The organism is Pseudomonas sp. DNDY-54 (assembly GCF_019880365.1).
Lineage (GTDB): Bacteria > Pseudomonadota > Gammaproteobacteria > Pseudomonadales > Pseudomonadaceae > Stutzerimonas > Stutzerimonas stutzeri_P.
Genome location: NZ_CP082271.1, coordinates 1,765,963 through 1,791,853, shown reverse-complemented (window position 1 = coordinate 1,791,853; position 25,891 = coordinate 1,765,963). Strand labels below are relative to the sequence as shown.

Genomic DNA, 25,891 nt, shown 5'->3' with positions numbered 1-25,891 from the left:
CAGCTGTCCCGGCCGCTGCATCGCCTATCCGGATGTTGAAAAGACTAGGGAGCGAAGCCATCATCAACAAATACTGAATCTCGCCGTATCGATACTCAAACGGATATGCCAAGCATGAAGCTGATCAATAGCAATTGGTTCGTTCGGGCCCGCCTGAAAAATCGTCACATTCCGCTTTTGGTGGCGTTGGGCGACACCGGCAACCTCAATCGCGCCTCCGAAGGGCTGGGCATATCCCAGCCCGCCATTTCAAAGCTGTTGAAGGAACTGGAAGAGGGTCTCGGTGTGGCGCTGTTCGAGCGGCACGCTCGTGGGGTGGTCCCGACGCTCTATGGCGAAGCCATGATTCGCCATGCCAGGCGCATGCTCAACACCTTGGACAATGCGTACAGCGAGGTCGATGCACTGCGCCAAGGACAACAAGGTCATGTTCGGATCGGCACCATCCTGACGCCCTGCGCCGATCTGTTGCCTGAAGTCGTCAGCCGCGCCCGACAGCGTTTCCCGGGTCTCGAACTGAGTATCCGTACGGGTTCGAGCCGTGATTTGCTGGCGATCCTCGACGACGGCGAACTGGACTTTCTGGTCGCGCGCTTCGTTGCCGATGGCCAGCAGCATGACCTTCATTTCGAGCCGCTGGCCGCAGAACCGTTGCGGATTTGCGGCCGAGCGGGCTTTATCGAAGGCCCGATATCTCGTGCCGAGCTGAATGCGGCCGACTGGGTGCTACCACCGGCAGGGAGCGTGTTGCGGCAGGAATTCGATGCCTTGTTTCAGCGGGTCGGTATGCGCCCGCCAACCAAAGTCGTTAACGCCGAAAACCTGCTGATGGTGACGACCCTGGTTGAGAAGAACGACATGCTGACCGTGCTACCGCGCGACGTGCTGGCGCACTATGCGCGTTACGGCATGCTTGCGGAGATCGAAGTCGATGCCACCATCGACACCGACCTGAACCAGGGGCTGATGGCTTTTGGTCTTATCACCAAGAACCAGCAGCTGCTCTCTCCGGCCGCGCGCAATGTACTTGAGCTGGTGCGCGAGGTCGCGCTGCAACCCGAGGCCAGCGAGGCCACTTAGCGCTCCGCAGTGGAGTGACTGCTGCGAGAACTGAGCAAGCCCAAGCGCGCCAGACGCGCGAGCTAGCGTCCGGGCGGCCATTGCGCTGACAGGCAGTAAACGACCCGTCAGCTCGACTCAAATGGCGTTTCGTGTCATCTCACCATCCACAAGCCGGTTGATTCCCAGCGGGTTGGAATCTTTCAGAGCGTCCGGCAGAAGCTTTTCCGGGAAGTTCTGATAGCAGACTGGCCGCAGGAAGCGGTCGATCGCCAGGGTGCCCACCGACGTGCCCCGCGCATCAGATGTCGCCGGGTATGGCCCGCCATGAACCATCGCATCACAGACTTCCACACCGGTTGGATAGCCGTTGAGCAGCAAGCGTCCGGCCTTTTGTTCCAATACCGTGGCGAGATCCGCAAAACCGCTCAAATCCGCCTCTTCGGCGATCAACGTCGCGGTGAGCTGGCCGCGCAGGCCCTGTAATGCACGGAGCAGCTCCGCCTTGTCGGCGACCTCGATAACGACCGTGGTGGGCCCGAAGACTTCCTCCTGCAGCAGTTCGTTACCCTCGATGAGCAGCTGCGCATCCGCTTTGAACAGTTGCGGCCGCGCCTGGTTGCCATCTTGCTCGGCCCCCGCCAGAAGCGTAATACCTGGGTGCGCCTGCAAATGCTCCAGCCCCTTGGTGTAGCTCTTCAACGTACCGGCGTTAAGCATGGTCTGCGCTGGCTGCTCGGACATGAAGCTGGTGAGCTGTGCAAGAAAGGCCGAGAACTCCGGCGAGCGAATGCCGATAACCATCCCGGGATTGGTACAGAACTGGCCGCAGCCCATGACCACAGAGGCGGTCAGTTCGTTGGCGATTGCATCACCGCGAACCTTCAGCGCCTCAGGCAACACCAGCACGGGGTTGATGCTGGACATCTCGGCGAAGACCGGGATCGGATGGGGACGCGCCGCCGCCATGTCGCACAGCGCCCGCCCGCCCCGCAGCGAGCCAGTGAAACCAACCGCTTGTATCGCCGGATGCTTGACCAGCCACTCCCCAACGCCACCGCCATAAATCATATTGAACACGCCTTTGGGCATGCCGGTTTTCTCAGCGGCACGAACGATTGCGTCGGCCACCCGCTCGGCCGTTGCCATGTGACCGCTGTGCGCCTTGAACACAACCGGACACCCCGCAGCCAGCGCCGAGGCGGTGTCGCCGCCGGCCGTGGAGAAGGCCAGGGGGAAATTACTGGCACCAAAGACCGCAACCGGGCCGAGCCCCATACGGCATTGGCGCAAATCCGGACGAGGCAGCGGCTTGCGCTCCGGTAAGGCGCGGTCAATACGCGCCCCGTAGAAATCACCGCGACGCAGCACCTTGGCAAACAAACGCATCTGCCCGCTGGTTCGCCCGCGCTCGCCCTGGATGCGCCCTGCAGGCAGAGCGGTTTCCTGGCAAACCAGCGACACAAAGTCATCGCCCAGCGCGTCGAGCTCATCGGCTATGGCGTCGAGAAATCCGGCGCGCTTTTCAGCCGGAAGTGCACGGTACGTTGTGTAGGCGCTTGCCGCCGCTTCAGCCGCGGCGCTCACTTCGTCCTCGGTGGCCTGTACGAACTCGAACGGCAGCGCTTCGCCACTGGTGGCATCGTGGCTCTGCAGCGTTTGCGTGCCGGCGGCACGGCGTGCACCGGCTATGTAGTTGTGGCCGAGAATGGCGGACATGGAAGTTCTCCTCTAGCGGTTGGTTCAAGGGCTCCGCAGCGCCTGCCGAAAACGCCGACGGCTGGCGGACAAGCGCGCCGCCGCACGGATGGCAAACCGTCTGCAGCTCATCGCACAGGCCGGTACGGCTGCAGCCTGTTGATTCAGAGCGCTTTGACGCCCCCGACCTTAATGCCGGCCGGATGAATCGAGATGCCGTTGCGCAAAGGCTCACCGAAGGCATCGAGACTGATCTCGAACTGGTCGCCCGGCTGAGGCTTGATGCCGTCAGCGAACGACAGCGTGGCCGTACCAAAAAAATGCACGTGCACGTCGCCCGGGCGGAGAAATTGCGAGTACTTGAAGTGGTGAAACTCCAGATTCGCAAGGCTATGGCACATGTTCTCCTCGCCGGACAAAAACTCTTTTTCCCACAACACCTGTCCGTCCCGTCGGATGCGGCTGACACCCGCCAGGTTCGCCGGCAGCTCGCCAATGCGAAGCTCCGGCCCGAACGAGCAGAATCTGAGCTTGGAGTGGGCCAGATACAGGTAGTTCTTACGCTCCATCACATGGTCGGAAAATTCATTGCCAAGGGCGAAGCCCAGTCGATAAGGCTGACCGTCGTCACCTATGACATAGAGACCGGTCAACTCGGGCTCTTCACCAAAGTCCTCAGCGAAGTCAGGCGCCGGGAAATCAGCCCCGGGGCGAACCACGGTGCTGCCATCACCCTTGTAGAACCACTCCGGCTGCGCCCCAACAAGCCCCGCCTGCGGCTTTCCACCCTGCATTCCCCAGCGGAACATCTGCATCGAGTCGGTGAGCTTTTCCTCGCGCTGTTCGACCTGCTGATGCATTTTGTCTCGCGTCGCCGCGCTCCCCAAGTGGGTCAAGCCGGTACCGCTGACCAGGCAATGCGCCGGGTCCTCATGATCCAGCGGCGCCAGCACACGTCTGTCGGCCAGCAGCTGGCGATACGACGGACCGGCATCAAGCCCTTGAAGATCGATCTGTGCCGCCAGGCTGTTGCCGCTACGGATCGCCGCCAGCGCCAGCTCCCGCGTGCTGCCGACGCCACGTAACACCTCGATACGCTCGTCATTCACCACGCCAACCTGACGCTCGCCCTGCTCGTTCTGAAACTGGATCAACCGCATGGGGCTTCCTCTTCTTATTAGGCACCCGCACCTGCAGGCGTTTGTTGCGATCACTTTAAAAAGCGGCTGGGGTGGTGCCTAATGAAAGCTTCTGATTAAGTGATAACTTCCAGTCATCCCCATGATCGCCGCCCTCCCCTCGATCGTTTCCCGCCTGCGCCTCAAACAGTTGCGCCTTCTCATCGCGCTAGACGAGCAAGGCTCGCTGCACCGCGCCGCCGAGCAGATTTCGATCAGCCAGCCTGGGGCGACCAAGGCGCTGCACGAAATAGAATCGACGTTCGCGGCCGAGCTGTTTACCCGCAGCAGCCAGGGATTGCAGCCCAACGATCTGGGGAGATGCGTGATTCGCTACGCGCGGCTGATCCATAGCGATCTCGCGCATTTGCGCGAAGAGATGGTCGGCATTCTTCAAGGACACGGCGGGCGTCTCTCGGTTGGGGTGATCATGGGCGCGGTTCCGTTATTGATGCGCACGCTGGGCCGGCTGCGACGCAAACAGCCGGAGCTTTCGGTTGAAATCGTCGAAGATACGAGCGCCCGACTGCTCGGCCTGATCGACGAGGGGCGGCTGGATCTGGCGATTTGCCGGAGCAGCGTCAGTCGGCGTCCAGATGCGTATGACTGCCTGACCCTGCACGAGGAGCAGCTGGCAGTCGTGTCGCATCCAGACCATCCCCTTGCCGACGCGGAGGCGCTGACGCTGCATGAGCTGAAGGGCTATCGCTGGGTCATCTACCCGGCGAACATGCCGATGCGCCAGCTGCTGGAGCGAGAATTCAGCGAAGCCAGCCTTGAATTTCCGCGCTATCCGGTGGAAACCGCGTCAACCTTCACCACGCTTAGCCTGCTGCAGGAAGACCCTCAACTGGTTGCGGTCATGCCGCTGTCGGTCGCCCGCTTTAGCGAGCGTTTCGACATGATCCGTCAACTGCCACTCGCGCTGCGCTCACGCAGTGAACCCTACGGTGTCATTGCACGGCACGGGAGCAGTCTGTCTCCGGCGGCGCAGTTGCTGCTCGACGAATTGCGAAGCGAAAGCGCTTCAGCTTCAACCGCCGCGCTGTGATCAGCTAGAGCAAACCGCGAGCCGCCAGGTTTTTAAACAGAGCCAGCACACCAAACTCCCAAGGCGGCACCACGTCGCTGTGATTGACACGATTGTGCAGCGCACCCAGGTGTGCGCTGCGGATACTGACCCGGTCGCCCAGCTTGTGGGTGAAGCCGGAGCCCACCGTATCGCGGTCCTGTGTGGGCGCGAACAACGTACCCAGGAACAGCAAAAAACCGTCGGGGTATTGGTGGTTGCGGTTGATAGCTTGAGCCACCAGATCCAGCGGGTCCCGACTGATCTGATCCATCGAACTGCTGCCGTGAAGAACGTAGCCGTCCTCTCCCTCAACGGACAGATCAACGACGCAGCGGCGCACATCATCGATGCCAAAGCTGTCATCGAACAGCCGAATGAATGGCCCGATGGCACAGGAGGCGTTGTTGTCCTTCGCCTTGCTCAGCAGTAGCGCACTGCGGCCTTCAAAGTCGCGCAAGTTCACGTCGTTGCCCAGCGTGGCCCCCACCGCTACACCACGGCTGTTGACGGCCAGCACCACTTCTGGCTCGGGGTTGTTCCATGCTGACTCCGGGTGTATTCCAATCTCCGCGCCGGTGCCGACGGCAGCCAGCACAGGCGCCTTGGTGAATATCTCCGCGTCCGGGCCGATGCCGACTTCCAGATACTGAGACCACAGGCCTTGCTCGATCAGCACGTGCTTGAGCTGCATCGCCGCGTCCGAGCCCGGTTGAATACGCGACAGATCAGCGCCCAGCACCTTGTCAACCTGGCCTCGTACCGCCTCGGCTTTGGCCGGGTCACCGGCAGCCTGCTCCTCGATCACGCGCTCGATCATGCTGGCCGCGAACGTAACCCCGGCGGCCTTGATCACCTGTAGATCCGCTGGCGCCAGCAGGTACGGACGCGTCGGGTCGAGGTCATCGCCGCTGTTGTCCAGCAGCGATTTGGTGTCGGCGATCCGCGGCGCGTCCAGCTGCGCCAAGCGCTGCAACAGTGCGGGCTTCTCGAACAACCCGCTCAGGGTCGGTGCTAGCTGAGACAGGTCAAAGACGCCGTCCTCACGCAGCAGCACGGGTGTCGGCCCAGGCGCCTCGCCAGGCAACCAGATCCGTCCGACGAGCGTTCCCCGCATGCCGTCAGCGGGCAGGGTATTTTCAGCTGTGAGCTGGATCCGGCAGGGCATAGATCGTTACCTTCGTGAGGATAGGAACGCCGCACCTAACCTAAGCGACAGGCCCACACCGAGGCAGGCTGCAGTAGTATCCAGTGCTCGGACTCGGCCTTAGCGCGGCGATCGACACTGTAGGCAGCGTGACCGCCGGGCTTCTAATGACAAATTCTCAGGGACCGATATGACTTCGTTATCACTCGCCCGCCGAATGGCCCGATCATGAGTACCGAACAGGGCAACCTGCCTGCGCTGAAGAACTGGCTCAAATACCGCCATTTGGCGTTGATTTCCACCTTGGCACGTACCGGCAACATGCACACCACGGCGGAGCAGATGGGCCTCAGCCAACCCGCGGTGAGCAAGATGTTGAGGGATATCGAGGCGCTGTTCGGTTTCGAGCTTTTCGAGCGATTGTCACGCAAGCTTGTACCCACCGAGCTCGGGCAGGTGGTGATCCAGCATGCCGAGAGCACGTTGAACGATACCCAGCGCTTCGCCCATCAACTCGACACCTTGCGCAAGGGCGGCCACGGCAACATCAAGATAGGCGCGATCATTGCCGCCACCGCCGCAACCATTCCGGTAGCGCTGGTGGAGCTCAAGCGCCGACGGCCACTGTTAATGATCGAACTGGTGGAGCAGACCAGCGATCACCTGCTGGACATGCTTGAGCACAAACAGCTCGATCTGGTGATCGGACGCTTCACTAATAGCCGTCAGCAGCAGCGTTTCGACTTTCAACCGCTGGCCGAAGAGCCGTTCTGGCTGGTCTGCAAACGAGACCATCCGCTCAGTAATCAGAGTGATATCCACCCCGCCGAACTCACCCGCTGGCCTTGGGTGCTCTACCCGTTCGATACGCCGATGCGCCAAATGCTTGAGCAACGCCTGAGCCAGCTGGATGTCGCTCCGCCGAGCAACGTCATCGAAACGACATCGGTTCAAACCACCCTCTATCTGCTGCGTAACAGCGAGACGCTCGCTCTATTGCCGGAAGCCATCGCCCGGCAACAGGTCGAGCAGGGATTGCTCTGCGAATTATCCACCAGCCTGGCCACCCAATCGCTCCGGTACGGCATCCTCACCCGCAAGCATCAACCGCCTTCTAGCAACGCTTCGGAACTGATCCAGATCCTAATGAACGACCGCGCCGAGACCTGAGCCGCTCCACCTCGATCACAACGCAGCTATACCCGGCCGACGGGCGAGTCGGGTGTGCTGCGCGCCGCTGGATAACCGGCCGTTATCGACTAATGAAGAAGCATCATTAGTCCGCCATGAGAAGCCGTCTATACCTTCCTCAGTGCTCGCGAGGGCCGGTCTGCCGCCCTCGCCGAGCATCGTGCATTCAAGCGGTTAGCACCGCGAGAGAAAAACAAGACCCAGCACGAAGGAACAGCAATGCCGGTGATTACCCGCGTCGATGTCCACGATATTCGCTTTCCGACGTCCCGCTCGCTGGACGGCTCGGACGCGATGAACCCTGCGCCCGATTATTCCGCCACATACGTCATTCTGCATACCGATGCACCCACGGGCGTTACCGGCCATGGCCTGACATTCACGATCGGTCGTGGCAATGAGATTTGCGTCGCTGCGGTTCGGTCCCTCGCCAGCCAGGTCGAGAACCTCAGTCTGGTTTCGATCACTGAAAACATGGGCGCGTTCTGGCGCCAGATGACCTCAGGCGACAGCCAGCTACGCTGGTTGGGCCCTGAAAAAGGCGTTATCCATCTCGCCACCGCGGCTATTGTGAATGCCATCTGGGACCTGTGGGCCAAAACCGAAGGCAAGCCCTTATGGAAATTGCTGGCGGACATGTCACCCGACGAGTTGGTGCGGTGCCTCGATTTCCGTTTCGTCAGTGATGTTCTGACGCCCGAAGAAGCGCTCGCGATTCTCCAACGTCAGGCCAGCGGCAAGGCCACACGCGAAAGCACGCTTGTCGAAAGCGGCTACCCGGCCTACACCACATCCGCCGGCTGGCTCGGATACTCGGAAGCGAAAATTCGCCGGTTGGCTCGCGAAGGGCTGGCCGAAGGCTGGACCCATTTCAAGCAAAAGGTGGGCGGCGATCTACAGGACGACATCCGGCGCGCTCGCATCCTGCGCGAAGAAATCGGAGAGCAGGCCGTTCTGATGATGGATGCCAATCAGGTCTGGGATGTGGATGAAGCGATTCTGAACATGCGCCAGCTGGCGCAGTTCAATCCGATGTGGATCGAGGAGCCAACCAGTCCCGACGATATTCTCGGCCATGCCGAAATCCGCAGGCGCCTCGACGGCATCGGCGTCGCGACGGGCGAGCATTGCCACAACCGGGTGATGTTCAAACAGTTTCTGCAGGCCGGTGCAATCGATTATTGCCAAGTAGATGTTGCCCGCCTGGGTGGCTTCAACGAAGCCATCATCGTCCTGCTGCTGGCTGCCAAGTTCGGCGTACCGGTTTGTCCACACGGCGGTGGCGTAGGCCTCTGCGAGTACATCCAGCATCTGTCCATGTTCGATTACATCGCCGTGTCCGGCTCGCTCGAGAGACGGGTGCTGGAATACGTCGACCACCTGCACGAGCACTTCGTTGACCCTGTTTGTGTGGAGCGCGGCCGCTATCGGGTGCCAACCGCGCCGGGGAGCAGCATCACCATGCACGCCGCCTCACGCAGCGAACACGAGTTCCCAGACGGGGCCGCCTGGCGGACCGGAACGCCCGTACACAAGCCCTGATCCCGAAACCCTATTTCAAGCCAGCCCCGTGGCACGCGACCAACCAGCAGCCTCTACCACCCAAACGGAATGCCATGATGAAAACAACTACAAGAAAACAGGTGATGTCCCTACTCGGTGCGCTTGGCGTGAGCCTGGCGAGTTTGTCGGTTACCGCCGCCCCGGAATTTCCACCGCTTCCCGAGGTGACGGGCAATACCGTCGCTGACAAGGGCACGTTCGAAATCAAGTTCAGTATCGGCACCACGCAGTCAGGCGCCCAGTACCGTGGTCTGGAGTATTTCGAGAAGGTTGTCGAGCAGCGTAGTGAAGGTCGCATCGATGTAAAGCTGTTCCACAGCGCCCAGCTGGGCGATGACCTGCAAGCAGTCAGCTCGTTGCAAGCCGGCACTTTGGAAATGACCGCCCCCTCAACCTCGCCGCTGGTGGGCATGTTGCCGCAACTGGCGGTATTCGACCTCCCGTTCCTGTTCCCTACCCCCGAGGACGCCGACCGGGTACTTGATGGCGAAGTTGGTCAAAAAATGCTCGAGGACGCATCCGGTCAGGGCTTTATCGCTATTGGTTGGGCCGAAAATGGTTATCGGCAGCTGACCAACAGCAAAAAAGCCATCCAGGGGCCTGACGACCTGGCGGGGCTGAAGGTGCGCACCATGCAGAACCCGATTCACATCGACATCTGGAGAACGCTCGGCGCGAACCCAACCCCCATGTCGTTCGCAGAGCTGTTCACGGCGCTGGAGCAAGGTGTCGTGGACGGCCAGGAGAATCCCTGGATCACGATCTCGGCGTCGCGCTTCAACGAGGTGCAATCCCATGCGACCGAGACTAATCACGTCTACACGCCTTTCATGACGCTGGTTTCCGAGCGCTTCTGGAAGCGTCTGCCTGCCGAGTACCAGGCGCTACTGGTAGACGCGAGCAAGGCGATGGCGACCTATCAACGCCAGGTCAGTCGCTCCATGAATGATCAGCTCAAAGCGGAGATGAAGGCGTCGAACATGAGCGTTACCGAGCTCTCGCCTGAGCAGATAGCGGCATTCCAGGAACGGCTGAAGCCGGTCTACGAGAAGTGGAAGGACAAGATTGGCGAAGACTTGCTGGACTCGATTCTGAAGAAAAGCTGAAGCATCCATCCCGGGCAGGCAATCGGTGCCTGCCCGCCCGTTCCCCTAGCGCTTCAGCTATGGAGTATCCATGACTTCTCAACCGTCCACGCTCCAGGCAACGCTGGGTGTACTGCGTTCGGCCCTGGAAATCACGATCGGCCTGCTGGTAATGGGCGTGGTGTTCTGCGTCGCCGCCAACGTCTTCGGCCGCTTCGTACTGAATCACTCGTTCGTCTGGGCTGAAGAATTCTCCCGGATCATGTTCATCTGGGTTGTCCTGCTCGGCGCGGGGCTGGCCAGCCTGAACAACGAGCATGTATCGGTGACCTATTTCAAAAGCCTGGTAACACGGCCGGTCCAGAAGGTATTCAGCCTGATCACCGTTGCCGTCATTTACGCCGTCTGCATCTGCATTCTGGTCGGTTTCAAGGACATCGTGTCCGGTTTCGTCAGCGTCACGCCTCTGCTTCAAATCTCCAAGACCTTCATCTACAGCGCCATGCCGGTCATGGCAGCGCTGACGTTGATCGCTAACACCATCGCCCTGTTCACGATATTCCGCGGGAGCTCGACATGATTCTGTGGAGCATTTTGATCGGCCTGCTGGCGGCCATTGTGGTGGGTGTACCTATCTCGTTCGGCCTCGCCGCGATAAGTCTGTTTATTTTCTTCCACGCCGACTACGCGATGACGCCTATCGTGTCCGAGGCGATCAATGGCCTGGATTCATTTCCCTTGCTGGCCATTCCGCTGTTCATCCTGGTCGGCGAAGTCATGAGCGAAGGCGGGATTGCCAAGCGCCTGGTGCGCCTGGCCAGCGCCATGGTCGGCTTCATCTCGGGCGGCCTGGGACAGATCGCGGTGCTCACCTCGATGTTCTTTGGCGGCATCAGCGGTTCAGCGGTTGCCGACGCCTCGGCGGTCGGCAGCATGATGATCGAACCGATGAAGCGCCATCATTACCCGGCCCCGCTGGCCGCTGCGATCATCGTTGCTTCGTCGGTCGTCGGCATCATCATCCCACCGTCGATCCCCATGATTCTCTATGGCGTGGTCACCAATACCTCAATCTCGCAGCTTTTCCTCGCCGGGATCGTGCCGGGCATCATCATTACCCTGGGCCTGGCGATCACCACCTACTTCCAGTCGAAGAAGATCGGCAAAGCACAGCCCTTCAGCATTGGCGAACTGGGCCAGGCACTGCGGGGTGCCCTTCTGGCCATGCTGCTTCCAATCATCATTGTCGGTGGCATTCTTACGGGAATCTTTACCCCCACCGAAAGCGCAGCATTCGCGCTGGTCTACGCACTGGGCATTTCAATGTTCGTCTACCGCAGTCTGACGGTGAAACGCTTCTTCGAACTGTGCATCGCGACCGGCAAACTGACGGGCATCGTGATGCTGCTGCTGGCATTCGCCAATGTGCTGGCCTGGCTGTTGACCGCCAACATGATTCCGCAACAGCTGGTCGAGGCACTCGGCGCCCTCTCGCAAAGCAAGTTCGTCATCCTCGGCATCCTCACGCTGTTTCTGCTGCTGGTTGGCTTCTTCATGGATCTGACGCCAGCAATGGTCATTCTCGCGCCGCTGATGACGCCCATCGTGGTGAAGCTCGGCGTAGACCCGGTGTACTTCGGCGTGCTGATGTCTTTTGTCCTTGGCATCGGGCTGATCACCCCCCCTGTTGGCACGGTGCTCTATGTGGGCTGTGGCGTCGGCAAGGTCGGGATGGAGCAGCTGGTGCACCGACTGCTGCCGTTCTACTTCACGCTGCTGGCGCTACTCGTGCTGTTTCTGGTGTTTCCGGGGTTGGTGCTGTGGTATCGCTAGCGCGGCCCGCAACGGAGGGATAGCACATGAAGATATCCCGCCAGCAGATGCTCGAAGCCCTGGTTGCAATTCTCGGAAACGCCGCTGTGTTGCAGGAGACGGAGGATTACCAGCGCTACGTCAGCGACTGGAGTGGCAGCCGCCTGGGCACGCCGCTGGCGGTGGTCCGGCCGGCCGATACCGAGCAGGTGGCCGCGGTCGTCCGATTCTGCGCAGCGCACGCCATTCCCATGGTGCCGCAAGGCGGCCATACCGGCCTCGTTGGTGGCGCGCTGCCCGATCACGCGCGTCCGGAACTGGTGATTAGTCTCGAGCGGCTGAACCGCGTGCGCCAGATCGACCCCGTCGGCTTCACCATTGCCGTTGATGCCGGTTGCGTGCTGGAACACGTGAAGGACGCGGCCGAGGCGGCGGATTGTTACTTTCCGCTGGCGCTGGGCGCGCAAGGCAGTTGCCAGATCGGAGGCAACATCGCCACCAACGCCGGCGGCGTGAACGTGCTGCGCTACGGCATGATGCGCGAGCAGGTGTTGGGGCTGGAGGTGGTACTGCCCGACGGGCGTATCTGGAACCGCATGAACGCGCTGCGAAAGGACAACCGTGGCTACGCCCTGCAGCAGTTGTTCATCGGCAGTGAGGGCACCTTGGGTATTGTCACCGGAGCCGTACTCAAACTCTCGCCTCGTCCGCAGCGGACGCTGACGGCACTGCTGGCAGTGGCCACGGTAGAGGATGCAGTGCAGCTGTACACCCGTGCGCGGCGCGAGTGCTCTGATCTGTTGTCGGCCTTCGAGTTGATTCCAAGGATCGGCATGGAACTGGCGTTCGAAGCGAACAGGCAGTTACCCGAACCACTGGCCGAGCCCTACCCGTTCTACGTTCTGCTGGAACTCGCCGTCTCCGGACCGGTGGACCTGCAAGATCTGTTCGACGGTTACCTCGAGCGGTCCATGAGTAGCGGGTTGGTACTTGATGGCACACTCGCCGGCAGCAGCGAACAAGCGCGCAAGCTATGGCTGATCCGCGAGGGCATGGTCGAGGGTCAGCGGCTGCGCGGCGAACACCTGCGAACCGATATCTCGGTGCCCATCTCGGCCATTGCGGCGTTCGTCGAGCAAGCGAGCCACGCGGTCACCGAAGTCTCGCCGCGGGCGACGATCCTGGTATACGGACACATCGGCGACGGCAACCTGCACTTCAATATCCTGCCGCCCCCCGAACTCGCGCACGGAGCAGCCATCGCCCTGCTACTGCAAATCGAGGAAGTGATATTCGCCGTTCTGGATCGCTTCGATGGCAGCATCAGCGCCGAACACGGCATCGGACGGGTCAAGCAACAGGCCTATCTGTCTCGAACGGCACCGGAGGACGTGCGACTGCTCAAGGGCCTCAAGGCCTTGTTCGATCCGCTGGACCTGATGAACGCCGGCCGTATCATTCCGCCGCAAGCGCAGACCGCCATCGACTAGCGCACCCAGCCCGGCTGGCTGCAGCCGGGCTGGGTATCGGGGTCAATGCGAGTGGCGTGGCTCTCCGCGATTCGCGATCACCCGCAAATAGAGCGTGGCAGGCTCCAGACAACCGCCGGTTGAGAGCTGGCCGACCAGCTGCCGATACAGTTCCTGCCAGGGGGTTTGAGATTCCGGGATCTGCGGAACGGCATCCTGGCGCCGTCGTTCCAGCTCCTCTTCGTCGACCAGCAGATCGACGCTACGATTATTGAGATCCACCCGTAGCCGGTCGCCGGTGCGAAGCAGCGCCAGCCCACCGCCCACTGCAGCCTCCGGCGACATGTTGAGGATCGATGGGCTGGCCGAGGTACCGCTCTGGCGGCCATCACCCAGACACGGCAGCGAATCGATGCCGCGACGGATAAGCTCGGACGGCGGCGCCATGTTCACCACTTCGGCGCTGCCCGGATAACCGACAGTGCCGCAGCCACGAATAACCAGGATGCACTGCTCGTCGATCTCCAGCGCTGGATCATTGATCCGTGCGTGATAGTCCTCCGGCCCATCGAACACAATCGCTCGCGCCTCGAAACGGTTTTCATCGCCCGGGGTGGCCAGATAGGTTTTGCGGAAAGCCTCACCCACCACCGACATCTTCATGATGGCGCTGTCGAAGAAATTGCCGCTGAGCACGATGAAGCCCGCGCGGTGCTTGAGCGGCTCCTCGTACGGGCGGATCACATCGCGGTCATGAGCCTTCGTCGCGGCAACGATCTCGCCAATGCTTTGGCCGGAGACGGTCGCGCAGCCGCGGTGCAAGCGCCCCGCCTTGAGCAGTTCGTGCATCACGGCCGGCACACCACCGGCTCGGTGAAACCCTTCGCCCAGGTATTTGCCGGCCGGCATGCAATTGACCAGCAGCGGCACGTCTTCACCGATGCGCTGCCAGTCCTCGAGCGACAGCTCTACGCCGGCATGGCGAGCGATAGCGATCAAATGCGGCGGGCAATTGCTGGACGCGCCGAGGGCTGACGCCACGGCAATCGCGTTCTCGAACGCCTCGCGCGTCAGAATCTGTGAAGGGCGAACGTCGTCGAAAACCAGATCAACGATCCGCTTACCGGTGAGGTAGGCCATCTGACCGCGTTCTCGATAAGCGGCGGGAATGCTCGCGCAACCCGGCAGTGACATGCCCAGCGCCTCGGCCAGCGCATTCATCGAAAGCGCTGTGCCCATGGTGTTGCAATGACCGATGGAGGGAGACGCGGCCGCCGTCATCTCCATGAAACCTTCGTAATTGATCTCACCGGCCGACAGCAGCTTGCGGGCGTGCCACAGCACAGTGCCCGAGCCAATCAACTCGCCTTTGTGGTGGCCATCGAGCATGGGCCCACCTGACAGAACAATCGCCGGTAGATCCGTAGTGGCGGCCGCCATCAGGCACGCCGGTGTGGTCTTGTCGCAGCCGGTGGTGAGCACCACGCCGTCGAGGGGATAGCCATGCAGAATCTCCACCAGGCCCAGATAGGCGAGGTTGCGATCCAGGCCTGCCGTAGGGCGGCGGGTCTGCTCGGCCAGCGGGTGGACGGGAAACTCCATGGGAATGCCGCCGGCATCGCGTATACCCGCCTTGACGCGCTGAGCCAGTTCAAGATGGTGCCGATTGCAGGGAGCCAGATCGCTACCGGTCTGCGCGATACCGATGATCGGGCGGCCGGATTGCAGCTCGCCCCTGGTAAGCCCGTAGTTCATGTAACGCTCGACATAGATGGCGGTCATGTCGGCGTGGCTGGGGTCATCGAACCACTGTTGGCTACGGAGCGGCCGTTTGTCAGCTTGAGTCATGGGAGCCCTTCTTATTCTTGTCAGCCAGGGCTGTCCCCGGCCGATCGGATTATGGGTACACCAGCCGCCGATACGCTGAAGCGGACATCGAATAAGCCGTCCACAACGCATCCAGGGAGCAGCAGCTCGCTCGTCTCGCGATAAAATGTTACCGATAACATCGCCTTTGTAAAGCGCGCTGAACATCCAGCCGAGCAAAGGTGCGCAGGTATACTTCGCGCTCTTCAGTGATTGCCGGAAGCCTGTACCGATGACCGACACCACCCTTGCGCCTGACGCATCGCCACCGCGCATGGCGGACGTGGCCAAGCTCGCCGGCGTTTCGAAGATGACGGTGTCGCGCGTGTTAGCCGGCAGGAACGTCAGTGAGAAGACGCGAAAGCGGGTCCAGGAAGCGATCGAGAGTCTGGGCTACCTACTCGATGCATCGGCCGGCACGCTTTCCAGCGGACGCTCAGAGTTCATCGTTGCGCTGGTGCCATCGCTGAACAGTTCGAACTTCGCGGACACGGTACGGGGCCTTAACGATTGCATTCGAGCGCAAGGCTTGCGGCTGCTCCTCGGTGATACGGACTATCACCCCGAGCAGGAAGCGCTGCTGGTCAGAACGTTACTGCGTCACAGACCGCTGGGAGTGATGCTGACCGGCGCTGCGCATCTGGAGATCACGCACAAGCTGCTGGTGCAGTCCAAGGTACCGGTAGTGGAAACCTGGGACGTGCCGGGCGAGCCGATAGACCAATCCGTGGGCTTTTCCAACACCGAAGCCGCCGCCGCCATGGTGCGCCACCTGCAGGGTTGCGGCTATCAGCGCATCGGCTTCATCGGCGGTGCGTCATCGCTCGACCACCGCGGGTTGCAACGTCGTGAAGGTTATCTGCAGGCAGTCACTGCGCTGAACATGACGCCGCGAGTGGTGGCGTACGGCGAGTCGCCGATCACCATGAGCCACGGCGGCGAAGCCATACGCCGCCTGCTGGCGCAATGGCCTGACACGGACGCGGTGATGTGCGTCAGCGATCTTTCGGCGTTCGGCGCGATCATGGAGTGTCATCGCCAGGGCCTGAGGGTTCCTGAAGACATCGCCATCGCCGGCTTCGGCGACTTCGAGGTGTCACGTCACTGCACGCCGACGATCACCACCGTTTCCGTCGATCCCTACCGAATCGGCTGGCGCGCAGGCGAAATGCTGCTGGCGAGCGCCGCCGCGCAACGTGCAGGTGCACCGAGGCCCCGCGAGGTCTCGGTAGTGAACTACCAGATCCTCCCACGCGAAAGCACGACGCAGCGCCGTCAGCGGTAGGCGTATCGACACTCGGGCATGTTTATCGGTCGTTGTGTCCAAGATCTCGCTGTGGATCAATTTGATCCCGCACCCGCTGCTTCAGCTCTTTGGCTTCTGGAAAGCCGCCGTCCAACTTGCGCTCCCAAATCTGAACACCATCGCAGAAAATGTGGAATGTACCGCCGGTCGCGGGGACCAACGAGACCTTCCCCAGGTCATCGCCGAAGGTCGACAGAAGCTCCTGCGCCAGCCAGGCCGCACGTAACAACCACTGGCATTGGGTGCAATAGGTAATCACGATCTCAGGCGTTGTATCGGGCATCACGGGGCGCTCGCTGGCTGGCTGGACGCCTATAATAGCCGCCATTTCGCCGTCTTCCGTTGGTGTTACCCATGCCCCGCCTACTGTTTCTGCTGATGCTTCTAGTGCCGCTAGCAGGATTCGCCGATTCTCAGCCGACCACCGGCCTTGTGCTGTCCGGCGGCGCCGCACGTGGATTGGCACATATCGGCGTGCTCAAAGCGCTGGAGGAACACAAGGTGCGTATCGATGCGATCGCAGGAACCAGCATGGGTGCGGTCATCGGTGGGCTCTATGCAGCGGGATACAGCGTAGATGAGCTGGAAAAGCTCGCCCTCGGGTTGGACTGGCAGCAAGTTCTGTCGGACGACCCGCCGCGGCAAGACGTTCCGTTCCGGCGCAAACAGGACGACCGGGATTTTCTGGTCAAGCGCAAACTCAGCTTTCGTGATGATGGCAGCCTCGGATTGCCGCTTGGGGTCATTCAAGGGCAGAACCTTGCGCTGCTGCTCGAGCGCCTTCTGGTGCATACCAGCGACACCCGTGATTTCGATCGCCTGCCGATTCCCTTCCGCGCGGTGGCGACCGATATCGCCAATGACAAAAAGGTCATCTTCCGAAGCGGCCACCTGCCCCAGGCGATCCGCGCCAGTATGTCGATCCCCGCGGTGTTCGCGCCAGTCGAGGTCGAGGGCCGGCTGCTGGTCGATGGGGGTATGGTCGACAACATCCCGATGGACGTCGCCCGCGACATGGGTGTCGACCGGCTGATCGTGGTGGATATCGGCACGCCGTTACTGCCACGCGAGCAGTTGCTGACCGTTGTCGATGTGCTCAACCAGTCGATCACGATGATGACGCGGCGAAACTCGGAAGCGCAGCTGGCGACGCTCCGCTCGGAGGACCTGTTGGTCCAACCGATGCTCGCTGCATACGGTTCGACAGACTTCGGGCGCGCCGAGCAGCTGATCGATGCGGGTTACCGCGCCGCCAGAGCACTGGACGGCCGCCTAGGCGCAATGCAAAGCGAAAGCGGCGGCAACCTGGCGCTGAGCTTGGCGCGGTCGGCCGAACCTCGTACGCCAGTGATCACCGCCGTGCGCATCGAAAATGATTCAAAGGTGGGCGATGCGGTGATTCGCCGTCACATCCGCCAGCCGGTAGGCAAGCGTCTGGATTTGCAGGACCTGCAGAAAGACATGGGCACGCTGTACGGCCTGGATTACTTCGAGCAGGTCGAATACCGCGTTGTGCATGAAAATCCGGGTAATACGCTGGTGATCACCACCCGTGAAAAACGCTCGGGCACCGATTACCTCCGGCTGGGCATCAACCTGTCCGACGACTTTCGCGGTGACAGCGCCTTCAATCTGGGCGCCAGCTATCGCAAAAATGGAATTAACGAGCTCGGTGCGGAATGGCTCACGCGCTTGCAGCTGGGCGATCGTCAGGAGTTGTTCAGCGAGTTCTACCAGCCGCTTGATGCTGGCTCACGCTGGTTTGTGGCACCCAATCTGTTTGCAGAGACCCAAAATGTCGAGGCGATCCTGGACAACGACCCTATCGCCGAATATCGCCTACAGCGCTACGGCTATGGGCTGAACCTTGGACGGCAGATCGCCAACAACGGTGAAATCCGATTCGGCGTAGGCCAGGCGTGGGGCGAAGCCGACGTACGCGTCGGTGACCAGGCACTACCCGATTTCACCTTCAAGGAAGGCTACTACCAGCTTCAGTACTCATTCGACACAGTCGACAACGTCGACTTTCCCAGTGAAGGTGAGGATATCGGACTGACTCTGCGCCAGTACGACCCCAGCCTCGGTTCCGATGAACCATACCGGCAATGGGAGTTTCGCCTGGACAAGGCCGTCAGTTTCGGCCTGGATACGGTGGTGTTCGGAGGGCGCTACGGGCGCACGCTGGATGACGCGGAAATCGTCACGTCCAGCTTTCTGCTCGGCGGCGCCAGGCAGCTGTCGGGGTTCCGCCAGGACGCCCTCTCCGGCCAGAACGTCAGCCTGGCACGCATGATTTACTTCCGCCGGATGACCCCGCGCTCATTCTTGCCGCTGGACTTCCCTCTGTATCTCGGTGCCTCGCTGGAGCGCGGCCGTGCATGGAACAACGACAATGAATTCGACAGCGGCTATATCAATGCCGGGAGCCTCTTCATCGGCTACGAAACTCCACTGGGGCCGTTGAATTTCAGCTATGGCCTGAACGATGAAGCCGAGCGTGCCCTGTACATGAACCTCGGGCGTAGCTTTTAAACCACGACACCCCGCTTTCGTCACCAGGCGGCATCAAACGATCTGCGCGAGCAGCTCGTTAACCTGCTGGCGCTGCTGCTCATCACCTTCAATGGCAAGCGTTTCCAGGATCACGCACGCACTCTCGATATCGCCCTGTTTGATGTAGGCGGCGGCCTGATTGAGGCGAACGAGGTGTTCGGGATTCGGTTCCAGCTGGCGGATTTCCTCCGCTGTCGGCCCCGGCTCGAAGACCGCTGAATCGCCGATAAGCGACGGTAACGAACCCAGCGTAAACACGTCATCGAACGCGTCGAGAAGTGGCTGAGCGGTTAACGCTTGATCGCCATCGGCCCGAGGGTTCTCATCGGATTCAGGTACCAGATGAGCTGTTGCGTCCGACAGATCATCGAGCACAAAGGTGACGTCCGGATCGAGCATTTCGGTTGAGGGAATCGTTGCCGCGACGGTAGCCGCCAACGCGGGATGCAGCGCGTGAAGCTGATCCAACTGCATCTGCGAGCCGCCTGCCTGCAAGTACTCAGCAGCAGCCCGGCTATAACCTTCAGTCTCACCAGACTCAGCCAGCAGTCCAAGATGACGAAAACGTAAATCCAGCTGCTCGGGCGTCCGCTCAATGCCCCGCTGCAGCACATCGAGGGCCTCATCGCGGCGTCCATACGTGAGGTAAATATCAGCCGCTTCGAGTACATCGGTTTCGCTCACGAAAGCCTTAGCCGGCTGACGCGGCATGTCGACCGTCGCGGTTGCAATTGCCTCAGCCAAGGGGAGTAACGGTGCCGCAGCCTCCGTCGACGGCTCCGTCAGTTCCGATTTGTGCCGTCGACCAACCCATAAGCCGGAGAGCGCCACCAACATCAATACCGCACCGCCAACCATCGCCCAGCTCTGCCATGTGAACGGTGACGCCGGATCTGCCATAGAGACGGCCACCGACTCCACCGCAGGCGGTTGGGCCGCCTCCGTAGGCCGCACTAGCCCGACAACCTGTGAAGACGCGCCAGCTTGCGAGCGTGCTTGCTCGGCCAATTGCGATGTGACGGTCTCGAGTTGATGCTGCATGTCCGTCAGCATTTGTCTCAGCTGGCGGTTTTCGTCACGACTGGACGCCAATTCTTCCGCAAACTGTTGGCGCAGCGTGGCGAGCTGATCGTCGAAACGCATAGAGTCGACAGGCGCGGGTTCTGGCTCAACAACGACTTCGAGCGGAGGCTTTGCACGCACGGATCCAGCCCTAGCCGTCACCGGCACATCCGCCGAATCCGGAAGCAGCAGACGTGCGCCCGCTTTGAGATGCGCTGCCTCGCCACCGGCGAACGCATCGGGATTCAGCGCGTGGATGTCGCGCATCAACCGAGATTGATCGCCCTTGCTCCCGTTTCCGGTATACGCGTTGGCGATTATCCAGAGACTCTCCCCGCTCGCGACCCGGTGGAGCTTCCCTTGCGATGAGCTGGGCAACTCGGTCGGCGTCTCGAAGCGTGGCGACTCTGCGCGCGGCGGCTCAACAATGGGCTGCTCGCTTACGCCCGACTCTCGGACACGCACAGGCTGACTCGGCATCGGATCAAGCAGCACGGTGTACTCGCGCAGAAGCCGACTGTTTGCCCGAGTGATCTCTACGAGGAAATTCAGGTAAGGCTCACGGACGGGCTTGTCCGATACGACGCGGATCCGGCTGTGATTGCCTTCGATCAGGGGAATGAAGCGCAGATCCTGAAGGAACGCCACGCGGTCAACTCCAACGCGGGCGAAGTCGTTGCTGGAGGCGAGCGCGACACGGATGTCCTGAGCCGACAGATCGCCGACGTCCAGCAAGTCGATTTCCGCGTTCAATGGCTGGTTGAGGGCAGACTGAAGCGTGATATCACCCATTCCGAGTGCGGGCGCCACGCCTGAATAAAACAGCGAGCCAAGGGCTGCTGCGAACACGACTCGTCGACCTAATGCCATGGACTCTCCACGCGTGACACTTGACGCTTGCCGTCAAGGCCTCTGCTGTACCGAACTGTGACGCGGTTATCGACCGGAAACGCACAAGCGTGATGCAGTTCGTCGACTATCGCTTAGCGGCATTGTGCCACCATCGGAAAACACAGCCTAGCGTCAAAAGACAAACGGCATGTCGCGCTTGCGCCTGATTTCAGTCGGCGCACTCAACGGCACGGCGTTACGTTGGAATAGCAATCGGGAGGAGAGCCGTGGGCGAAGGCGCAGCGCCACCGTTCCGGCTTGCGTGTGGCTGATCGTTAGCGTTTGACCTTGCAGAGGTTGTCCAGGATGCGCTCATGGACTTGCTGACACTTGCGCAGGTCCGCCTCGTCGATGCCGCCGAAGAGCTCCTCGCGGACCTGGGTGGAGATCGCTTCGATTTTCTGAATCAAGGGGCGAGCCGGAGTGCCCAGTGTGATGAGCTTGGCCCGACGATCCCCTGGGGCGGGCTTGCGATGTACCAACCCTTGCGCTTCCAGGCTGTCCAGCAACCGCGCCAGCGTTGGGCCTTCGACCGCTACACTTTGCGCCAGCTCGCGCTGGGTCGGGTCGTGATCGAATCGAGCCAAATGAAGCAGCACCAGCCACCGTGCCTGCGACAAACCGAGGTCTGCCAGACGACGATCCAGTTCGGCACGCCAGCCACGCGAAAGTTGAGCCAATTGCATGGCGAAGCGGTGTTGGTCCGGGTACATGAAGCGTGTTCCTGCAAATCCTAATTATTAGCGAGCTAACCACAGCCCCCAAACGCTGGCAAGGCTACTATCGCCCAAGAGCGTAACCGTGAGTTGCAGGATTCCGATCAGGATGGCAAGGCCAACAAGCGTCACGGCCAGCGAGACGACACCGACTCATATCGCAAGGACTTAGAGCTCGAACTCAGCTTGCAGCGACGCCCGGACACAGAACAGCACGGCCTCTGGCACCCGGCCGGCAAACTGCTCGGCGACTGCCGCCACCGGGGGTAACTCACCCTCTCCGTCGAGGAAGGCTTCCTGGATCTCGCCGAGCAAGGCCTCAGGCAAATCCAGGGCCTGCTCCAGGCTGAGTTGTTGCTCGCCTATCGCTTCTGCGAGCATGGCATAGACGTTCTTTTCACTGCAGTCGAGCTGTCGCGCAATCTGAGCGGGTGTCATACCGGCTCTCGCCAGCGTAATCAGTTCATGACGGAAGTCGGCCGGTGATTTGACCGGTGTCGCAGTGCCCTGCAACACCTCAAGGAAGGCCTGGCCGTAGCGTTCCAACTTTCGCGCGCCAACGCCGCTGATGCGCGCCATATCGCTGAGGGCGGCGGGCTGGCTGCGCAGCATCTCCAGCAGCGTCGCATCGGGAAAAATGACATAAGGCGGTACGCCATGTTCTTCGGCAAGCTTGCGGCGCAGCGTGCGCAAGGCCTCCCAGGTCTCACGCTCCTCGCTGCGTACCAATTGGCTCGCCGCGCTGGCTGACGATTTTGGCGCCTTGGTCGCCAGTTCGCGGCGCAGCTCCAGGGCCACCTCCCCACGCAAAAGGGCACGGCAGCTGTCACTGAGCCGCAGCCCTCCGAAGCCTTCCAGGTCGACATCGGCCAGCCCACGAGCCACCAGTTGACGGAACAGCGAGCGCCACTCCCCTTCCGATAACGCCTTGCCAACGCCGAACACTGACAGGTGCTGATGACCGAGACTGCGGACCTTTTCGTTGTCACGGCCAAGAAGAATATCCACCAGATGTCCAACCCCATACCGCTGCCCACTGCGGTAGATGGCCGATAACGCCTGGCGTGCCGGCTCGGTCGCATCCCAGGTCTGCACCCCATCGACACAGTTGTCGCAGTGACCGCAAGGCTCCGGCATCTGTTCGTCGAAATAAGCCAGTAGAACCTGACGACGGCAGCGCGTCTCCTCGCACAGCGAGAGCATCGCATCGAGCTTGTGCTGTTCGATGCGCTTGTGCCGGTCATCACCTTCGGAGTTATTGAGCATTTGCTTGAGAAAGATGACGTCTTGCAGGCCGTACGCCATCCAAGCGTCGGCGGGAAGCCCATCCCGGCCCGCACGACCCGTTTCCTGATAGTAGGCTTCCAGCGATTTCGGCAGATCCAGATGGGCGACGAAACGCACGTTGGGCTTGTCGATGCCCATGCCGAAGGCGATGGTCGCGACCATGATCAGGCCTTCCTCGTTGAGGAAGCGCTTTTGATGGAATGCGCGCAAGTCGTTCGGCAAGCCGGCGTGATACGGCAGCGCTGGAAACCCCTGCTCGGTGAGGAATGCGGCGATATCGTCGACTTTCTTACGCGACATGCAATAGATAATGCCGGCGTCCCCGCGCCGCTCGGCCAGGAACGCCATCAGCTGCTTGCGTGGCTGCTCCTTGGGCACGATGCGATAGAAGATGTTGGGGCGATCGAAACTGGAAAGAAAGCGTTCGGCATTCTCCAAATGCAACCGCTGAACGATTTCTTCCCGCGTCCGTTTGTCTGCGGTGGCGGTGAGCGCGATGCGGGGAACGCTGGGGAAAAACTCTGCCAATTGTCCGAGCTGCAGATACTCAGGACGGAAATCATGGCCCCATTGTGAGACGCAATGAGCCTCATCGATGGCGAACAGGCCGACTTCCAAGCGCTGCAAAAAAGCCAGCATGCGGGGCTGAACCAAACGTTCAGGCGCGAGATAAAGCAGTTTGATTTCGTTGCGCCGTAGGCGATCAGCGATGTCTCGCTGCTGCTCCGGGCTCAGCGTTGAATTCAGGGCAGCCGCTGCGACGCCCAGTTCTTCGAGCGTGGCGACCTGGTCGTCCATCAACGCGATCAGCGGCGACACCACCACTGTCAGCCCTTCACGCAGCAAGGCCGGCACTTGGTAACAGAGCGACTTGCCGCCACCGGTAGGCATCAGCACTAGCGCATCGTCGCCGCCCGCTACACGCTGGATGATCGCACCCTGGTTGCCACGAAACGCGTCGTAGCCGAAAACATCTTTGAGAATGCGCTGTGCCTGATCGAGCATGCCGGTCTCCGAAACAAGACGCGGGAGTATACGCGACACACGCAACCGGTTCAGGCTGAACACTTCAATGGACGATGGCCGGGCGGATACGGCGAGACTGGGGGAACTCCATACGATTTTTACTATCTGTCGAAGGCGAATGGTTATGGAAACCGAGGCCATCGCGGCGTGGTAGCGCGGTAGCCGGGGGCTTCCAGCTCGTCTAGAATCACTGCTGTTTTCCATCCAAGGTAGTCATCGATGTCATTCGCCGAGCAACTCGCCCGCCTGCAAGTGTTTCTGGACGCAGATGATCTGCACGAGGAAGCGCTGGATTACATCGCCGCGCACGGCTACCTGACTGCGCTGTGCATCTGCTCGGAACAGGTGCCCGAGCGGGAGTGGATCGATGCGTTATTCTCCGAGCCGCCAAAATACGCCGATGACACCGAACGCGAATCCATCGAAGCAACGCTGATCCAGCTCAAGGCGCATATCGCGCGGCAGCTGGCCAGTGATGAAGACATGGATCTGCCGTGCGAAATCGACATGGGTGACGAACCTGACGAATCCGATCTGCGCGGCTGGTGCATCGGCTTCATGGAAGGCGTGTTCATGCGCGAGTCGGTGTGGTTTGAGGATTCGGAGGAAGAAGTCAGCGAGCTGCTACTGCCCATCATGGTGGGTTCGGGGCTTTTCGACGAGCAGCCCGAGTTCAGTGACATCGCAACGGACCGCGACCTGGTAGACGAAATGGTCGCGCAGATTCCCGAGATTCTGACCGCGCTGTACTTGATCTGCCACGCCCCCGAAGAGAAGCCGGCTCTCCTCAAGCCGCGCCGGCATTGACAACGCGCGGATAGCCTCTTGGCCCACCGGGATATCCCGACGTACCGTAATCCGCTGGCGCGCTACGCGCTGCTGGTGGTCGGCTGGTTGAGCGTCGCTCTCGGCGTAATCGGCATCTTCCTACCCGTCCTGCCCACCACTCCGTTTCTTCTCCTGGCTGCCGCCTGCTTCGTGCGCAGCTCGCGGCGTTTCTATAACTGGCTGGTTACACACCCTCGGCTGGGGCCTTGGTTCAGAGACTATCTGGAAGGCAACGGCGTCCCGCTCAAAGGCAAAATCTACGCGATCGTGACCATGTGGCTGAGCATCAGCGTGTCCTGTTGGCTGGTGCCGCTGCCCTGGGCTCGCGTCGCGATGGTGATAAGCGCAACCCTGGTGACGCTCTATATCCTTCGCTTGAAAACGCTTCCATCGCGTTAAACCGCCGCCAGCCGCTAGCGTTCGTGCACGGCGCCGTGATTGCGCTGAAACACATCCTCGCCCATCGCCTCGATTTGTGCGTTGATCATGGCTTCAAAGGGGTTCAACAGCGCGTCGAACCGCCCCTCGCCTTCCAGAATATTCAACGCAACCACAATAGCCTCTAGCGTGGACAGCGCACCGGGCATCGGCGCCTTGCGTACGCGGTAACGAGACATATGGCCCTGTGGAAGCGCTACCCGTGGCAGATCGGCAAGGGAGGGATTGAGGTGCAGCAATTTGCGCGCTTTGCGCCAGGTTCCATCCGGCACGATTAGCCGCAACGGTTTGTCCTGCTTCGCCAGATCTGTAAGCGGCACGGCGCCCTCCCCAGGAAAAAGCAGGCAGTCTTCGAACGCGTTGCTGCGAATATCACCGAACGTTTCGCCTATCCGCAGCTCGGCACTCGCCAGCCCGAGCGCGACCAACCTCGCCGTGTTCAGCGCATGCGCAGCTTCGCTCGGGTGCTGCAGGATGAGGATCTTGGTGCTGCTGACAAGCGAAGGGATCGAGGCGCAGAGGCAGTGGCTCAACGGACGTTGGCAGCGCGGGCATTGCTGACGGGGCATGGCTTCTCCTCTTGAAGCGCGAAGTCTGCCACATCATTCAATAACCCGCCGGCAGGCTAAGCTAGCCTCCGTCAC

The 25,891-nt window shown here is 61.0% G+C and carries 21 protein-coding genes; 12 read left to right on the top strand and 9 right to left on the bottom strand.

The genetic code is table 11. The annotated features are described in order from the left end of the window. Nucleotides 1-114 precede the first annotated feature (114 nt). On the top strand, nt 115-1,080 hold the full coding sequence (locus K4O48_RS08430; protein WP_222911573.1) for a LysR substrate-binding domain-containing protein: 966 nt from the start codon (nt 115-117) through the stop codon (nt 1,078-1,080). Between the two features lie 117 nt (nt 1,081-1,197). Here K4O48_RS08430 and K4O48_RS08425 read toward each other — a convergent pair whose 3' ends face one another. Further along, nucleotides 1,198-2,778 carry an aldehyde dehydrogenase (NADP(+)) gene (locus tag K4O48_RS08425; RefSeq protein ID WP_222911572.1) on the bottom strand — a complete coding sequence of 527 codons (1,581 nt, stop codon included), beginning with the start codon at nt 2,776-2,778 and terminating at the stop codon, nt 1,198-1,200. Nucleotides 2,779-2,921: 143 nt separating this feature from the next. After that, nucleotides 2,922-3,917, bottom strand: coding sequence for an AraD1 family protein (gene araD1 / locus K4O48_RS08420; RefSeq protein ID WP_222911571.1), 996 nt, complete (start codon nt 3,915-3,917; stop codon nt 2,922-2,924). Between the two features lie 121 nt (nt 3,918-4,038). Here araD1 and K4O48_RS08415 point away from each other — a divergent pair, with 121 nt between their 5' ends. Then, entirely contained in the window at nt 4,039-4,986 is a 948-nt protein-coding gene (locus K4O48_RS08415; protein WP_222911570.1) for a LysR family transcriptional regulator, read from the top strand. A 4-nt stretch (nt 4,987-4,990) separates the two neighbouring features. Here K4O48_RS08415 and K4O48_RS08410 read toward each other — a convergent pair whose 3' ends face one another. Then, nucleotides 4,991-6,172, bottom strand: a complete 1,182-nt coding sequence (locus K4O48_RS08410) for a fumarylacetoacetate hydrolase family protein (protein ID WP_222911569.1) — start codon at nt 6,170-6,172, stop codon at nt 4,991-4,993. A gap of 207 nt (nt 6,173-6,379) precedes the next feature. Here K4O48_RS08410 and K4O48_RS08405 point away from each other — a divergent pair, with 207 nt between their 5' ends. The 6 genes from K4O48_RS08405 to K4O48_RS08380 all read left to right on the top strand — a co-directional run bounded on the left by K4O48_RS08405 (nt 6,380) and on the right by K4O48_RS08380 (nt 13,292). Next, nucleotides 6,380-7,321 (top strand): LysR family transcriptional regulator, encoded by a 942-nt coding sequence (locus K4O48_RS08405; RefSeq protein ID WP_222911568.1) that lies wholly within the window; start codon nt 6,380-6,382, stop codon nt 7,319-7,321. A 240-nt stretch (nt 7,322-7,561) separates the two neighbouring features. Continuing rightward, complete coding sequence (locus tag K4O48_RS08400; protein WP_222911567.1) at nt 7,562-8,884, top strand: L-fuconate dehydratase; 1,323 nt, start codon at nt 7,562-7,564, stop codon at nt 8,882-8,884. A gap of 104 nt (nt 8,885-8,988) precedes the next feature. Then, nucleotides 8,989-10,011 carry a TRAP transporter substrate-binding protein gene (locus K4O48_RS08395; protein WP_222911566.1) on the top strand — a complete coding sequence of 341 codons (1,023 nt, stop codon included), beginning with the start codon at nt 8,989-8,991 and terminating at the stop codon, nt 10,009-10,011. A 70-nt stretch (nt 10,012-10,081) separates the two neighbouring features. Continuing rightward, entirely contained in the window at nt 10,082-10,570 is a 489-nt protein-coding gene (locus K4O48_RS08390) for a TRAP transporter small permease (protein ID WP_222911565.1), read from the top strand. After that, nucleotides 10,567-11,823, top strand: coding sequence for a TRAP transporter large permease (locus K4O48_RS08385; protein WP_222911564.1), 1,257 nt, complete (start codon nt 10,567-10,569; stop codon nt 11,821-11,823). The genes K4O48_RS08390 and K4O48_RS08385 overlap by 4 nt, the downstream gene beginning before the upstream one ends. A 26-nt stretch (nt 11,824-11,849) precedes the next feature. Continuing rightward, nucleotides 11,850-13,292 (top strand): FAD-binding oxidoreductase, encoded by a 1,443-nt coding sequence (locus K4O48_RS08380; RefSeq protein ID WP_222911563.1) that lies wholly within the window; start codon nt 11,850-11,852, stop codon nt 13,290-13,292. Between the two features lie 42 nt (nt 13,293-13,334). Here the strand turns inward: K4O48_RS08380 and K4O48_RS08375 are convergent, their stop codons facing one another. After that, nucleotides 13,335-15,119, bottom strand: a complete 1,785-nt coding sequence (locus tag K4O48_RS08375; RefSeq protein WP_222911562.1) for an IlvD/Edd family dehydratase — start codon at nt 15,117-15,119, stop codon at nt 13,335-13,337. Nucleotides 15,120-15,369: 250 nt separating this feature from the next. Between K4O48_RS08375 and K4O48_RS08370 the strand changes: the two genes are divergently transcribed. Then, nucleotides 15,370-16,422, top strand: coding sequence for a LacI family DNA-binding transcriptional regulator (locus K4O48_RS08370; protein WP_222911561.1), 1,053 nt, complete (start codon nt 15,370-15,372; stop codon nt 16,420-16,422). A 22-nt stretch (nt 16,423-16,444) separates the two neighbouring features. On the opposite strand, the gene K4O48_RS08365 is transcribed toward K4O48_RS08370, so the two are convergent. Beyond that, nucleotides 16,445-16,726, bottom strand: coding sequence for a SelT/SelW/SelH family protein (locus K4O48_RS08365; RefSeq protein ID WP_222912038.1), 282 nt, complete (start codon nt 16,724-16,726; stop codon nt 16,445-16,447). Nucleotides 16,727-16,797: 71 nt separating this feature from the next. On the opposite strand from K4O48_RS08365, the gene K4O48_RS08360 reads away from it, so the two are divergent. Continuing rightward, nucleotides 16,798-18,978, top strand: coding sequence for a patatin-like phospholipase family protein (locus tag K4O48_RS08360; protein WP_222911560.1), 2,181 nt, complete (start codon nt 16,798-16,800; stop codon nt 18,976-18,978). Between the two features lie 33 nt (nt 18,979-19,011). Here K4O48_RS08360 and K4O48_RS08355 read toward each other — a convergent pair whose 3' ends face one another. The 3 genes from K4O48_RS08355 to recQ all read right to left on the bottom strand — a co-directional run bounded on the left by K4O48_RS08355 (nt 19,012) and on the right by recQ (nt 23,960). After that, the gene (locus K4O48_RS08355; protein WP_222911559.1) at nt 19,012-20,931 is read right to left on the bottom strand and encodes a FimV/HubP family polar landmark protein; all 1,920 of its coding nucleotides are present in this window, start codon (nt 20,929-20,931) and stop codon (nt 19,012-19,014) included. Between the two features lie 296 nt (nt 20,932-21,227). Then, nucleotides 21,228-21,665 (bottom strand): MarR family transcriptional regulator, encoded by a 438-nt coding sequence (locus K4O48_RS08350; protein WP_222911558.1) that lies wholly within the window; start codon nt 21,663-21,665, stop codon nt 21,228-21,230. 171 nt (nt 21,666-21,836) lie between these two features. Then, nucleotides 21,837-23,960, bottom strand: a complete 2,124-nt coding sequence (gene recQ / locus K4O48_RS08345) for a DNA helicase RecQ (RefSeq protein WP_222911557.1) — start codon at nt 23,958-23,960, stop codon at nt 21,837-21,839. Between the two features lie 240 nt (nt 23,961-24,200). Between recQ and K4O48_RS08340 the strand changes: the two genes are divergently transcribed. Both K4O48_RS08340 and K4O48_RS08335 read left to right on the top strand, forming a co-directional pair. Then, nucleotides 24,201-24,788: a YecA family protein gene (locus tag K4O48_RS08340; RefSeq protein WP_222911556.1), complete on the top strand. Its 588-nt coding sequence runs from the start codon at nt 24,201-24,203 to the stop codon at nt 24,786-24,788. A gap of 18 nt (nt 24,789-24,806) precedes the next feature. Continuing rightward, entirely contained in the window at nt 24,807-25,208 is a 402-nt protein-coding gene (locus tag K4O48_RS08335) for a YbaN family protein (protein WP_222911555.1), read from the top strand. A 14-nt stretch (nt 25,209-25,222) separates the two neighbouring features. On the opposite strand, the gene K4O48_RS08330 is transcribed toward K4O48_RS08335, so the two are convergent. Beyond that, nucleotides 25,223-25,816 (bottom strand): tRNA-uridine aminocarboxypropyltransferase, encoded by a 594-nt coding sequence (locus K4O48_RS08330; RefSeq protein WP_222911554.1) that lies wholly within the window; start codon nt 25,814-25,816, stop codon nt 25,223-25,225. Nucleotides 25,817-25,891 lie beyond the last annotated feature (75 nt).

Coding starts and splice junctions, on each gene's coding strand:
- K4O48_RS08430 (WP_222911573.1), top strand. CDS start 115: ATGAAGCTGATCAATAGCAATTGGTTCGTTCGGGCCCGCCTGAAAAAT.
- K4O48_RS08425 (WP_222911572.1), bottom strand. CDS start 2,778: ATGTCCGCCATTCTCGGCCACAACTACATAGCCGGTGCACGCCGTGCC.
- araD1 (WP_222911571.1), bottom strand. CDS start 3,917: ATGCGGTTGATCCAGTTTCAGAACGAGCAGGGCGAGCGTCAGGTTGGC.
- K4O48_RS08415 (WP_222911570.1), top strand. CDS start 4,039: ATGATCGCCGCCCTCCCCTCGATCGTTTCCCGCCTGCGCCTCAAACAG.
- K4O48_RS08410 (WP_222911569.1), bottom strand. CDS start 6,172: ATGCCCTGCCGGATCCAGCTCACAGCTGAAAATACCCTGCCCGCTGAC.
- K4O48_RS08405 (WP_222911568.1), top strand. CDS start 6,380: ATGAGTACCGAACAGGGCAACCTGCCTGCGCTGAAGAACTGGCTCAAA.
- K4O48_RS08400 (WP_222911567.1), top strand. CDS start 7,562: ATGCCGGTGATTACCCGCGTCGATGTCCACGATATTCGCTTTCCGACG.
- K4O48_RS08395 (WP_222911566.1), top strand. CDS start 8,989: ATGTCCCTACTCGGTGCGCTTGGCGTGAGCCTGGCGAGTTTGTCGGTT.
- K4O48_RS08390 (WP_222911565.1), top strand. CDS start 10,082: ATGACTTCTCAACCGTCCACGCTCCAGGCAACGCTGGGTGTACTGCGT.
- K4O48_RS08385 (WP_222911564.1), top strand. CDS start 10,567: ATGATTCTGTGGAGCATTTTGATCGGCCTGCTGGCGGCCATTGTGGTG.
- K4O48_RS08380 (WP_222911563.1), top strand. CDS start 11,850: ATGAAGATATCCCGCCAGCAGATGCTCGAAGCCCTGGTTGCAATTCTC.
- K4O48_RS08375 (WP_222911562.1), bottom strand. CDS start 15,119: ATGACTCAAGCTGACAAACGGCCGCTCCGTAGCCAACAGTGGTTCGAT.
- K4O48_RS08370 (WP_222911561.1), top strand. CDS start 15,370: ATGACCGACACCACCCTTGCGCCTGACGCATCGCCACCGCGCATGGCG.
- K4O48_RS08365 (WP_222912038.1), bottom strand. CDS start 16,726: ATGCCCGATACAACGCCTGAGATCGTGATTACCTATTGCACCCAATGC.
- K4O48_RS08360 (WP_222911560.1), top strand. CDS start 16,798: ATGCCCCGCCTACTGTTTCTGCTGATGCTTCTAGTGCCGCTAGCAGGA.
- K4O48_RS08355 (WP_222911559.1), bottom strand. CDS start 20,931: ATGGCATTAGGTCGACGAGTCGTGTTCGCAGCAGCCCTTGGCTCGCTG.
- K4O48_RS08350 (WP_222911558.1), bottom strand. CDS start 21,665: ATGTACCCGGACCAACACCGCTTCGCCATGCAATTGGCTCAACTTTCG.
- recQ (WP_222911557.1), bottom strand. CDS start 23,960: ATGCTCGATCAGGCACAGCGCATTCTCAAAGATGTTTTCGGCTACGAC.
- K4O48_RS08340 (WP_222911556.1), top strand. CDS start 24,201: ATGTCATTCGCCGAGCAACTCGCCCGCCTGCAAGTGTTTCTGGACGCA.
- K4O48_RS08330 (WP_222911554.1), bottom strand. CDS start 25,816: ATGCCCCGTCAGCAATGCCCGCGCTGCCAACGTCCGTTGAGCCACTGC.